This window comes from Klebsiella sp. CN_Kp066, assembly GCF_040065135.1.
GTDB lineage: Bacteria > Pseudomonadota > Gammaproteobacteria > Enterobacterales > Enterobacteriaceae > Klebsiella > Klebsiella oxytoca.
The window spans coordinates 199,290-211,893 of sequence record NZ_JBEAIU010000041.1; the positions used below are offsets into that span (position 1 = coordinate 199,290).

Sequence of the window (12,604 nt, forward strand, 5' to 3'; positions counted from 1 at the left end):
AATAAGCCGTCATTGGCACAATTAAAAAAACAAAAAACCATCGCCTGCTAACCAAATAATCAATAACGCTAAAAATACGACGAGCGTCAAATTTTTATACTCCACTTATCAATAACTAATTTTTTGTGATTTTAATCGTGGTTATTTTCTCATATTACCTTATTTTTATGGCATCCCTTCAACCACAGAGGACGATGTCATGACGCAAAAATCGATTTATCGCCTCATCGCCCAGGGCGGCCTGGACGACTGGTATAATTTAGATCACCGCATCTCCAACGACTTCCCTCGTTAATTCTCCGCTGCTGTTTACTCCCTAAAAAAATTAATTCAGCACTGCGTTTAGTCGCTATTTGTTGCGCCCATTACTTGTCGCCAAATAGCCAGACGCGGCACAGCATTCCCATGGAGAAAATAAATGAAACGTATCCCTGAGCCGTTCCGCATTAAAATGGTCGAAAATATTCGTATGACCACCTTTGACGATCGCGTCAAAGCGCTGGAAGAGGCGGGCTATAACCCGTTTTTGCTCAATAGCCAGGACGTGTATATCGACCTGCTGACCGACTCCGGCACCGGCGCGATGAGCGACCATCAATGGGCCGGGCTGATGATGGGCGACGAAGCCTACGCCGGGTCGCGTAACTATCAGCATCTGTGTGAAAAGGTCAAAGAGATTATCGGCTATCCGTATACCATTCCCACCCACCAGGGGCGCGGCGCGGAGCAGATTCTGTTCCCAAGCCTGATTGCTCGCCGCAAGTCGGCGCATCCGGTGTTTATTTCCAACTTCCACTTCGATACTACCGCCGCTCACGTGGAGCTTAACGGCGCAAAAGCCATTAACGTGGTGACGCCGAAAGCCTTCGACACGACCTCGTGGTACGACTGGAAAGGCAACTTTGATATTGATTTACTGAAAGCGACCATCGCCGAGCACGGCGCGGAAAACGTGGCGGCGATTATTACTACCGTCACCTGTAACAGTTCCGGCGGCCAGCCGGTATCGCTGGCGAATATGCGCGAGGTGTATCAAATTGCGCGCCAGAACAATATTCCGGTGGTAATCGACTCCGCCCGCTTCTGCGAAAACGCCTGGTTTATTAAACAGCGCGAAGAGGGCTATGCCGATAAATCGGTGAAAGAGATTATTCTCGAGATGTACCAGTACGGCGATATGCTGACCATGTCCGCCAAGAAAGACCCGATGGTGAATATTGGCGGACTGTGCTGCTTCCGCGATGACGAAGAGCTCTTCAACGAAGTGCGCATTCGCTGCGTGCCGATGGAAGGCTTTGTCACCTACGGCGGCCTGGCGGGGCGCGATATGGAGGCGCTGGCTATCGGTCTGGAAGAAGGGACCAACGAGGATTACCTCGCTTATCGCATCAATCAGGTGGAGTACCTCGGTGAACGCCTGCGCGAAGGCGGCATTCCGATTCAGTATCCGACCGGCGGCCATGCGGTGTTCGTCGATGCTAAGCTGCTGCTGCCGCATATTCCGCCGGAGCAGTTCCCGGCGCACGCGCTAAACAACGAGCTGTATCTGGAAGCGGGCATTCGCAGCGTGGAAATCGGCTCCCTGCTGCTGGGACGCGACCCGGAAACCGGTAAGCAGAAGGCGTCGCCGATGGAGCTGCTGCGCCTGACCATTCCGCGTCGGGTTTATACCAACGATCATATGGACTATATCGCTGATGCGCTGATCGCCGTTAAGGCGCGCGCCGCCACGATTAAGGGCCTGACCTTTACCTATGAACCGCCGGTACTGCGCCACTTCGTCGCCAGACTGAAACCGGTGAAATAAACCGCATCACGGCGCTCTCGCAACGGGAGCGCCATTATTTAAAATCCATCTCTTTAAGCTCAATTATTCGGGTTGCGCCGGGTAGCCGTTTGCCCGCAGCCCGTTATTTACTATATAGCCACGTGAGGAATGCACCTTATGGCTACATTATCAGTCTCAAAAGCGGTCTCAACTAATACACCATCGCTGATTGGCGGAGCGATGATTATCGGCGGCACGATTATTGGCGCAGGCATGTTTTCTTTACCGGTGGTGATGTCCGGTGCCTGGTTTTTCTGGTCGCTGCTGGCGCTTATCTTTACCTGGTTTTGCATGCTGCATTCCGGGCTAATGATCCTCGAAGCCAATCTCAATTATCATATTGGCGCCAGCTTCGACACGATTACGAAAGATTTACTGGGAAACGGCTGGAATATTATCAACGGTCTGACCGTCGCCTTTGTATTATATATCCTGACCTACGCCTATATTTCCGCCAGCGGTTCAGTTATTCAGCATACTTTTGCGCAGATGAACCTCGCGGTTCCCGCACGCCTGGGCGGGCTGGCGTTCGCGCTGATCGTCGCCTTTATCGTCTGGCTGAGTACGAAAGCGGTAAGCCGGATGACGACTATCGTGCTGGGCGCCAAAATTCTCACCTTCTTTATGACCTTTGGCGGTCTGATGTGGCACGTGGAGCCCGCGATTCTGTTTAACCGCGCGGAGGTCAATGCGTCCTATCTGCCCTACGTTCTGATGACGCTGCCGTTCTGCCTGGCCTCCTTTGGCTATCACGGCAACGTCCCCAGCCTGATGAAGTACTACGGTAAAGACCCGCTTATCATTCGCCGCTGCCTGCTGCTCGGCACGCTGATGGCGCTGGTGCTGTATATCATCTGGCTGGTCGGCACAATGGGCAATATTCCGCGCCCGGCGTTTATCGCTATCGCCGAAAAAGGCGGCAACATCGACGTGCTGGTGCAGACCTTAAGCGGCCTGCTGAACAGTTCGACTCTCGATTTATTGCTGACCGTCTTTTCCAACTTCGCCGTCGCCAGCTCATTCCTGGGCGTAACACTCGGCCTGTTCGATTACCTGGCGGATCTGTTTAAGTTTGACGATAGCCGGCTGGGGCGGTTTAAAACCGCGCTGGTGACCTTTCTGCCGCCGATCGCCGGCGGTCTGCTGTGGCCTGACGGTTTTATCTACGCCATTGGCTTCGCCGGTCTCGCCGCTACCGTCTGGGCCGCTATCGTCCCCGCCCTGCTGGCGCGCGCCTCGCGCAGGCGTTTCGGCAGCCCGAACTATCGGGTCTGGGGCGGCAATGCCATGATTATCCTGATTTTATGCTTCGGCGGCGCCAACGCGATAATTCATGTTTTATCCAGTTTTAACCTGCTACCGGTTTATCGCTAAATGAAAAAAGGGCTTTCACTCGCGCCACTTTTCGTGGCAGGATAAAAAGATGAACAGAAACGTTGTCATCTCTCACCTCCGCCGTTGGTGGCTGCCTGCATAACAGGCGGCAAGATTTCACGTTTCCTCTATTCAAAGCCGCCGGAAGGCGGCTTTGTTGTTTCTGAGTGTCGCCCTTCGGCCTGATAGCATCCTAAGGAGTCACTCATGAACACCAGCCAAACGATCCTGACCGGCGACCGTCCTACCGGCCAGCTGCACCTCGGCCACTACGTTGGTTCCCTGCGCCAGCGCGTGCTGCTCCAGCACGACCATCAGCAGTTTATCCTCGTCGCGGACCTGCAGGGACTGACCGACAACGGCAGTAACCCACAAAAAATCAGCAGCAATATCCTTGAGGTGATGGCCGATTATCTCGCCGTCGGTATCGATCCGCAGAAGACCACCATTTGCCTGCAATCCGCTCTGCCGGCGCTGGCCGAACTCAGCGCGCTGTATATGAATATCGTCACCGTCGCCCGGGTTGAACGCAATCCGACGGTGAAAAATGAAATCGCGCAAAAGGGATTTTCCCGCTCGCTGCCGGTGGGATTTTTAGCCTATCCCATAAGCCAGGCCGCCGATATCACCGCCTTTAAGGCCGAACTGGTGCCGGTTGGCGACGATCAGCTACCGATGATTGAACAGACCAACGAGATCGTGCACAAAATGAATAGCCTGACGACGACGCCGATCTTACAGCACTGCAAAGCGCTGCTCAGCGACGTCAGCCGCCTGCCGGGCATCGATGGCAACGCCAAAATGTCGAAATCGCTGGGCAACACGCTCACCCTTTCGGCCAGCGAAGAGGAGATCCATCGTGCGGTCAGCGCTATGTATACCGATCCGAATCACCTGCGGGTTGCCGACCCGGGTCAGACAGAAGGCAACGTGGTCTTTACTTATCTCGACGCCTTTCATGCTGATAAGGCCTTCGTTGCCGAGATGAAAGCCCACTATCGGCGCGGAGGGCTGGGAGACAGGCAGTGCAAAAACGCGCTGGAGACCTGCTTACAGGAGCTGCTGGCACCGATACGCGAGCGTCGGGCGACTTATATTCAGGATAAAGGCATGCTGCTGGCGCTGCTGCGCCGGGGAAGCGAACGGGCGCACGAACTGACACAACGGACGCTGCATGAAGTAAAACGCGGGCTGGGGCTGCCGGTGCTGTTTTGAGGCGTGGAAATATCTCCGCGTTGAAAGCCGTTGCCATATCTCTCCCGGGGGCGGCGCCTGACGCGCCTTGCCCGGGCTACAGGTTCACAGCCGCCTGCGATCAGGTAGCCCGGACAGGCGCAGCGCGCCGTCTCCGGGAAGGCTCTCCGCATTGAAAGCCGTTGCCATGTCTCTCCCGGGGGCGGCGCCTGACGCGCCTTGCCCGGGCTATAGGTTCACAGCCGCCTGCGGTCAGGTAGCCCGGACAGGCGCAGCGCGCCGCCTCCGGGAAGGGCTCGGCAGATTGGCAGATTAATTCCCGTCGCCTTCATGCATCTTCACGCAGTTGCGCCCATTGCGCTTGGCGACGTACAGCGCGCTGTCGGCATCGCGCAGCAGCAGATTGTAATCCGGATGACCGGAGTGGACGGCGTAGCCGATGCTGGCGGTAATCGAAATCTCATTGTCAGCGCCAACGCTAAACGCCAGCTGGCTGATTTTTTTACGCAGCCGTTCGAGGATAGTAAAGGCTTCCGCGGCGCCGGTCTCCACCAGCACCAGCAGAAACTCTTCGCCGCCGTAGCGGAAGATATAATCGCTGGAGCGAATATTATCGCTGAGCAGCTCCGCAACGTGCTTAATCGCCCGGTCGCCGACCATATGACCCCAGCTATCATTGATCTCTTTAAAGTGGTCGATATCGATAATCGCCACCGTCATCGGCAGTTCATATTCCATCGCCAGCGTCACTTCATGCTTAAGCACCACCGGCAGATAGCGGCGGTTCAGCAGGCTGGTCAACGTATCTTTACCGCTTTGCATCTGCGACAGGCTGCTAAACAGCACGCCCAGCTGGCTGCCGATCTGCTGGCAATGGATATGGATCCCCTGCAGCAGAGCCTGCGTATTTTTATACTCAGAACCGTCAGATGAGGATTTCCAGGCGGATAACAGCGCATCCACCTTGCTAATTAAATCGGCGATTTCCTGCATTTGCGGATTTTTGTTAAAATAACGCACGCATTTATGGCGGAACCACAGGCCAAATTCCGAATCAGATAATAACGCCCCGTTAATATCCGTCTTATTATCGCTGACAATATTAAAAATAGCGGTATTTTCCCATCCGGAGAGCGAAGCCTGCTGTTTGCCATATTCCAGCGGCACGTTATCCATCAGGCTATACAGGCGGTAGGCCTCTTCATTTTTCGTCGCCCGATAGTGCGACAGGGTATAGGCATGGCACATCATTTCTACCGCCATATTAATGGCCATGATGGCGTAGTAGATGGCGGCAACGCTGGTCTCGCGATCGAAGTGACTATCGCGGATATTTTCAATCAGCCCGGCTTTCAGCTGGCGCGCGCCGCGAAGTACCGCCTCTGCCGGGATTCCGATGCGTGAATGAATGCTGCCGATCAGATACTGCCGCTCCGCCAGCGCCTGCAAATTTTCCTTATCGCACATCAGGATATCTTTCACCCATCCGGCCAGCGAGCTGCTGAGCCGTTCCTGAACTAAGTCATAGCTAAGGTGCCGCGCGATGTCAGGATCCTGGAAAATAAAATCATAAAAACGGGTCGCTAACGCCTCCGCCTGCTGCCCGGCAATATTTTTAAGTACCGCCCTCACTTCCGGCGTCAGGCTGTCGTACAGCGGCAACCACTCCTTAAAAATAATCGAGATATATTTTTGGCTTTCATCTTTCATTGAATAAAGCGCTCGCCCGGCGTGAGTGTATTTTCAGGGCCGCCGATCATACAACAGTTCTCCAGGAGCAACCAGATTAAAAATGCACCAGTCGCCCGGGAATAATATCCTCTGGTTATTAGCGCTGAAAAATAGCTTATATGTACGATGATTTAATGAAGCGCGGAAAGATTATCTGCGCCGGTATCCGGAGCATAAAACCCAATAAGCATAATGGATAATATTGACCCACTGCGCTGCGGACCGTTTTTATGTTAACTCAACGACAAGACCCTGCTTTGTATATGGACATACTCATCGCGGGTGTTAGTATGACATTGACGGTAGCAATAAATATGCGTGTTTCATTTAAGGCGAGGATTGCTGATGATGACCACATTGATCGCACCTCCTTCTGACCGGTTAGCAGCGCTGCTGGAACCCTGCGCCGGTTGGCCTTATCCCCGATTCCTCCCTTTCCTGAAGAGACGAAACTTCGCCATGCGGAGGAGAAGCGCGCACCACTCAGCCAATGGAAAAAAGCGAGTCGCGTATGGACAAAATCAAACGACGTTGGGTTGGATACGTTATTGGTTTAGCAGTGGTGATTGCCGCTGCGGCATGGTGGATGCTGCGCCCGCCGGGGGTTCCGGCAGGATTTGCCAGCAGTAACGGTAGAATCGAAGCCACAGAAGTCGATATTGCCACCAAAACCGCCGGACGTATCGATACCATCCTGGTCAAAGAGGGGCAGTTTGTTCGTCAGGGCGATGTGCTGGCGCGTATGGACACCCGAGTGCTCAACGAACAGCGGCTGGAGGCCGCCGCGCAAATCAAGGAAGCAGAGAGCGCGATTGCCGCCGCGAAAGCCCTGCTCGACCAGCGTCAAAGCGAAATGCGCGCCACGGAAGCGGTGGTGAAGCAGCGGCAGGCGGAGCTGAACTCCTCGGCTAAACGCCACGTCCGCTCCAGCACGCTCTCGCAGCGCGGTGCGGTCTCCGCCCAGCAGCTGGATGACGACCAGGCGGCGGCAGAAAGCGCCAGGGCGGCGCTGGAATCCGCGAAAGCTCAGGTCTCTGCCGCCAGGGCCGCGATTGAGGCGGCGCGAACCAGCATCATTCAGGCGCAAACCCGGGTCGAGGCCGCCCAGGCGACCGAACGGCGGATTATCGCCGACATCGACGATAGCGAGCTGAAAGCGCCGCGCGATGGCCGTATTCAGTACCGCGTTGCCGAACCGGGAGAGGTACTGGCGGCGGGAGGCCGGGTGCTGAATATGGTCGACTTGTCCGACGTTTATATGACCTTCTTCCTGCCGACCGAGCAGGCGGGTCTGCTGGCGCTGGGCAGCGAAGCGCGAATTATCCTTGATGCCGCGCCGAATCTGGTGATTCCCGCCAATATCAGTTTTGTCGCCAGCGTGGCGCAGTTTACGCCCAAAACGGTGGAAACCAGCGATGAACGGCTAAAGCTGATGTTCCGCGTGAAAGCCCGCATTCCGCCAGAGCTGCTGGCAGAGCATCTGGAGTATGTGAAGACCGGCCTGCCCGGTATGGCATGGGTCCGTCTGGATAACCAGCAGGCGTGGCCTGAAGCGCTGAAGGTGAGGTTGCCGCAATGAAAACCGTCGCCCGCCTGGAAAACGTCAGCCAGCACTTTGGCGCAACCGTCGCGCTGAAGGACATTACGCTGAGCATTCCCGCCCGCTGTATGGTGGGCCTGATCGGGCCTGACGGCGTGGGCAAGTCCAGCCTGCTATCGTTGATCTCCGGCGCGCGAGTGATTGAGCACGGTAACGTCATGGTGCTCGGCGGCGATATGAGCGATGTGCGCCATCGCCGGGACGTCTGCCCGAAAATCGCCTGGATGCCGCAGGGGCTAGGAAAGAACCTCTACCATACCCTGTCGGTCTATGAAAATGTCGATTTCTTTGCCCGTCTGTTCGGCCATGATAAAGCCGAACGCGACATCCGCATCAATGAGTTGCTCCAGAGTACCGGCCTGGCGCCGTTTCGCGACCGTCCGGCGGGAAAACTCTCCGGCGGGATGAAGCAAAAGCTCGGCCTGTGCTGCGCGCTTATTCACGACCCGCAGCTGCTGATTCTTGATGAACCTACCACCGGCGTCGATCCCCTCTCGCGAGCGCAGTTTTGGGATCTGATCGACAGCATTCGCCAGCGTCAGCCGGACATGAGCGTGCTGGTCGCCACCGCTTACATGGAGGAGGCGGAACGTTTTGACTGGCTGGTAGCCATGAACGCGGGGGAAGTTCTGGCAACCGGCAGCGCCGATGAGCTTAAAGCGCATACGGCAAGTCAGACGCTGGAACAGGCGTTTATCGCTCTGCTTCCCGAAGCCCAGCGCCTGGCGCATAAAGAAGTGATCATCCCACCGCGCAATGCCGATGAAAGCGAAATTGCGATTGAAGCGCGCGGGCTGACGATGCGCTTCGGTCAATTTGTCGCTGTTGATCACGTCAACTTTCGTATCGCCCGCGGCGAGATTTTCGGCTTCCTCGGATCTAACGGCTGCGGCAAATCAACAACCATGAAAATGCTGACCGGACTACTACCGGCCAGCGAAGGCGAGGCGTGGCTGTTTGGACAACCGGTCGATCCCAGAGATATCGAAACCCGCCGCCGCGTCGGCTATATGTCGCAGGCCTTCTCTCTCTATAGCGAACTGACCGTACGGCAAAACCTTGAGCTGCATGCCCGCCTGTTCCACATTCCGGATGCGGAAATCCCCGGGCGGATCGCCGAAATAAGCCAGCGCTTTATGCTGGAAGAGGTAGAAGATACCCTGCCCGCTTCGCTACCGTTAGGTATTCGTCAGCGGCTCTCGCTGGCGGTCGCGGTGATTCATCGCCCGGAAATGTTAATTCTTGACGAACCTACCTCCGGCGTCGATCCGGTGGCCAGGGATATGTTCTGGCAGCTAATGGTCGATCTGGCCCGTCAGGATCGGGTGACCATTTTTATCTCCACCCACTTTATGAATGAAGCGGAACGCTGCGATCGCATTTCGCTGATGCATGCCGGAAAAGTCCTGGCCAGCGATACGCCGCAGGCACTGGTCGAACAGCGCGGTTCGGCCACGCTTGAAGAGGCATTTATCGCCTGGCTACAGGAGGCGGCAGAGGCGACGCAGCCGCCAGATGCGCAGGCTACAGCGGTTCCCGCGATAGAACACAAAACCGAAAGCAGTGTGCCGCGTCAGGCGTTCAGCCTGCAGCGCCTGTTTAGCTACAGTCGCCGCGAGGCGCTTGAGCTGCGCCGCGATCCGGTTCGATCGACCCTGGCGCTGCTCGGCACGGTGATCCTGATGTTTATCATGGGTTACGGGATCAGTATGGACGTCGAAGATCTGCGATTTGCGGTGCTCGACCGCGACCAGACCGTCAGCAGCCAGGGATGGTCGCAAAATATCGCCGGCTCGCGCTACTTCATCGAACAACCACCGCTACAAAGCTATAGTGAACTGGACAGAAGAATGCGCAACGGCGAGCTGGCGGTGGCTATCGAGATCCCGCCCAACTTTGGCCGCGATATCGCCCGAGGGACGCCGGTGCAAATTGGCGTCTGGGTGGACGGCGCGATGCCGAACCGCGCGGAAACCGTGCGCGGCTACGTGCAGGCCATGCATCTGGCCTGGCTGCAGGAGATGGCCAGCCGCCAGGCTAGCCCCAATCGCGATACTTCACTGATTTCCATTGAGACCCGCTACCGCTATAACCCGGATGTGAAGAGCCTGCCGGCGATTGTTCCGGCGGTGATCCCGCTACTGTTGATGATGATCCCGGCGATGCTCAGCGCGCTCAGCGTGGTCCGCGAGAAAGAGCTTGGTTCAATCATCAATTTATACGTGACGCCAACCACTCGCAGCGAATTTCTGCTGGGTAAACAGCTGCCGTATATCGTACTGGGGATGTTTAACTTCTTTCTGCTCTGCGCACTGTCGGTCTTTGTCTTTGGCGTACCGCACAAAGGGAGTTTTCTGACGCTCACCCTGGCCGCGCTGCTCTACGTCACTATCGCCACCGGACTTGGCCTGCTGATTTCAACCTTTATGAAAAGTCAGATTGCGGCGATTTTCGGCACCGCGATCATTACGCTTATCCCGGCGACGCAGTTTTCCGGGATGATCGACCCCGTCGCCTCGCTGGAAGGGCCTGGGCGCTGGATTGGCCAGATTTATCCAACCAGCCACTTTCTGACGATTGCGCGAGGAACGTTTTCCAAAGCGCTGAATCTGACCGACCTGTGGGGATCCTTTATTCCGCTACTTATCGCGGTTCCGCTGGTGCTGGGCCTGAGCGTGTGGCTGTTGAAAAAACAGGAGGGATAATGCGCGGACTACGCAATATTTATAATTTGGGAATGAAAGAGCTCCGTAGCCTGCTGGGCGATAAAGCGATGCTGACGTTAATTGTCTTCGCATTTACCGTCTCGGTTTACTCCTCCGCAACCGTCATGCCGGGTTCGCTGCATCTGGCGCCTATCGCTATTGCCGACATGGATAAGTCGCAGCTTTCATCGCGTATCATCAATGGTTTTTACCGGCCCTGGTTTTTGCCTCCGGAGCTGATTACAGCTGATGAGATGGACGCCGGACTGGATGCGGGGCGGTATACTTTCGCCATCAATATTCCGCCGGATTTTCAGCGCGACGTTCTGGCCGGACGCCACCCCGAGCTGCAGGTTAACGTGGACGCGACGCGAATGAGCCAGGCGTTTACCGGCAATAGCTATATCCAGAATATTGTCACCGGCGAGGTGAACAGCTTTGTCGCCCGCTACCGGGACAACGGCACGCTGCCGGTTGAGCTGGCCGTCAGAATGCGTTTTAACCCGAATCTGGAGCAGGAGCGTTTCGGCGCCGTCATGGCAATCATTAACAATATCACCATGCTGGCGATCGTGCTGACCGGGTCGGCGCTGATACGCGAGCGGGAACATGGTACCGTGGAGCACCTGCTGGTTATGCCGGTCACGCCGTTCGAAATCATGATGGCAAAGATATGGTCAATGGGGCTGGTGGTGCTGGTGGTTTCCGGGCTCTCGCTGATGCTGATGGTTCAGGGGGTTCTGCAGGTACCGATAGAGGGCTCAATACCGCTATTTATGCTGGGGGTAGCCCTGAGCCTGTTTGCTACCACCTCAATCGGCATTTTTATGGGGACGGTGGCGCGTTCAATGCCGCAGCTGGGGCTGCTGATGATTCTGGTGCTTTTGCCACTACAGATGCTATCCGGCGGCTCCACGCCTCGCGAAAGTATGCCGCAGGCAGTACAGGACATTATGCTCACCATGCCGACAACCCACTTTGTTAGTCTGGCGCAGGCTATTCTTTATCGAGGCGCTGATTTCTCTATCGTCTGGCCGCAGTTTCTGACGCTGCTGGCTATCGGTGGCGTGTTTTTTACTATCGCGCTACTGCGTTTTCGTAAGACGATCGGGGAAATGGCCTGAGGTCATGCCGGTATCGCCGCTTGTCGCCGTACCGGCTCTATTTCTTACGGTTCATAAAGCGCCGCAGGAGCCAGGTGAATCCCATCGCCATGCTGAACAGGATAAATAGCAGCAGCACCCAGCTAACGGAGATTCGCAGCAGCGTACTTAGCGTCATAAAAGGCTGTAAATTCACGGTAAATGAGTGGTCTACCGACTTGCCCAGCATCGTCATTACACTCTCCGTTAGCCATACGAGCAGCCAACAAACCAGCCAGATAATCGCCGGCCAGCAGAGCAAAACCAGAAAGGTAAAACGCTCCTGGATATAATTTATCAGTTGGCGCAAAGGAGGCCAGTTAATCAGAATTTTCATTACTATTCTCATATTGCCAGCCGGTAACATGCATTATTCGTCAAAAGACGTTACCGGATTAGCTTCCATACAGGCAATGCACCCTATGTTTTTAGCAAATTTGAATTAACTTAAACCAGATCGAGTTAACAAAGTGTTAAGGACACTAAGACATTTCACTGAAAAAGTCCAGCGGTTATGCCCATAGCCCGCCGCGTCGCGAAGTTTTCTCACCTGTTTGTTAATATATTTACATTAGAGTAACTTAAGAATTAGCACAGAAATATTCTTTAAATAATTCACATTAAATATTAAGAAGCAGGTTTATATATATGGTTATTTCTTTGTCAATTGCCAATCAATAGAAAACAACGCCTCAGGATATTATTTCATTCAGAAAGCGAAATTATCGTCGATTATTTTCCAATAAATAATAACGCTGCCATAAATGTATTTTCATTCTTCGTAGCGGCTAGTTGGTATCTTTCGGGGCGGCCTCCACAGAAACAGAGACGCTCACAAGGATGATGCAGGCAATAAAAGATAAAACGTTATCTGTATAGATTCTGCGCATGAGAGCCAGCGATACCCTCGGACAGCAGGCGTCCCGCACAAGAGCGAGAAATGTTGCCCGTGGCAGGAAAAAAGCAAATTTACTTCAAAAACGCAAAAAGCCCATCCGTCAGGATGGGCTCTTCACTTGTTTGATGCCTG

At 55.0% G+C, this 12,604-nt stretch carries 9 protein-coding genes; 7 read left to right on the forward strand and 2 right to left on the reverse strand.

The genetic code is table 11. The annotated features are described in order from the left end of the window. Nucleotides 1-199 precede the first annotated feature (199 nt). From tnaC to trpS, 4 genes are all read left to right on the forward strand, one after another. Nucleotides 200-295 (forward strand): tryptophanase leader peptide, encoded by a 96-nt coding sequence (gene tnaC / locus ABLV75_RS17580; protein WP_004098218.1) that lies wholly within the window; start codon nucleotides 200-202, stop codon nucleotides 293-295. Nucleotides 296-418: 123 nt separating this feature from the next. Continuing rightward, nucleotides 419-1,807, forward strand: a complete 1,389-nt coding sequence (gene tnaA, locus ABLV75_RS17585; RefSeq protein WP_004108691.1) for a tryptophanase — start codon at nucleotides 419-421, stop codon at nucleotides 1,805-1,807. Nucleotides 1,808-1,945: 138 nt separating this feature from the next. Next, nucleotides 1,946-3,202, forward strand: coding sequence for a tryptophan permease (gene mtr / locus ABLV75_RS17590; protein ID WP_004108693.1), 1,257 nt, complete (start codon nucleotides 1,946-1,948; stop codon nucleotides 3,200-3,202). 207 nt (nucleotides 3,203-3,409) lie between these two features. Continuing rightward, on the forward strand, nucleotides 3,410-4,417 hold the full coding sequence (gene trpS, locus ABLV75_RS17595) for a tryptophan--tRNA ligase (RefSeq protein ID WP_004108695.1): 1,008 nt from the start codon (nucleotides 3,410-3,412) through the stop codon (nucleotides 4,415-4,417). Between the two features lie 291 nt (nucleotides 4,418-4,708). On the opposite strand, the gene ABLV75_RS17600 is transcribed toward trpS, so the two are convergent. Then, nucleotides 4,709-6,106: a diguanylate cyclase gene (locus ABLV75_RS17600; protein WP_004108697.1), complete on the reverse strand. Its 1,398-nt coding sequence runs from the start codon at nucleotides 6,104-6,106 to the stop codon at nucleotides 4,709-4,711. Between the two features lie 532 nt (nucleotides 6,107-6,638). On the opposite strand from ABLV75_RS17600, the gene ABLV75_RS17605 reads away from it, so the two are divergent. Genes ABLV75_RS17605 through ABLV75_RS17615 form a run of 3 tightly spaced genes read left to right on the forward strand, consistent with a single transcriptional unit; the run spans nucleotide 6,639 to nucleotide 11,556 of the window. Next, nucleotides 6,639-7,706, forward strand: coding sequence for an HlyD family efflux transporter periplasmic adaptor subunit (locus tag ABLV75_RS17605; RefSeq protein WP_023329190.1), 1,068 nt, complete (start codon nucleotides 6,639-6,641; stop codon nucleotides 7,704-7,706). Beyond that, nucleotides 7,703-10,432, forward strand: coding sequence for a ribosome-associated ATPase/putative transporter RbbA (gene rbbA, locus ABLV75_RS17610; RefSeq protein WP_004108701.1), 2,730 nt, complete (start codon nucleotides 7,703-7,705; stop codon nucleotides 10,430-10,432). The genes ABLV75_RS17605 and rbbA overlap by 4 nt, the downstream gene beginning before the upstream one ends. Then, entirely contained in the window at nucleotides 10,432-11,556 is a 1,125-nt protein-coding gene (locus ABLV75_RS17615; protein WP_004108704.1) for an ABC transporter permease, read from the forward strand. The genes rbbA and ABLV75_RS17615 overlap by 1 nt, the downstream gene beginning before the upstream one ends. Nucleotides 11,557-11,593: 37 nt before the next feature. Here ABLV75_RS17615 and ABLV75_RS17620 read toward each other — a convergent pair whose 3' ends face one another. Continuing rightward, nucleotides 11,594-11,911 (reverse strand): hypothetical protein, encoded by a 318-nt coding sequence (locus ABLV75_RS17620; RefSeq protein WP_004108706.1) that lies wholly within the window; start codon nucleotides 11,909-11,911, stop codon nucleotides 11,594-11,596. Nucleotides 11,912-12,604: the final 693 nt, after the last annotated feature.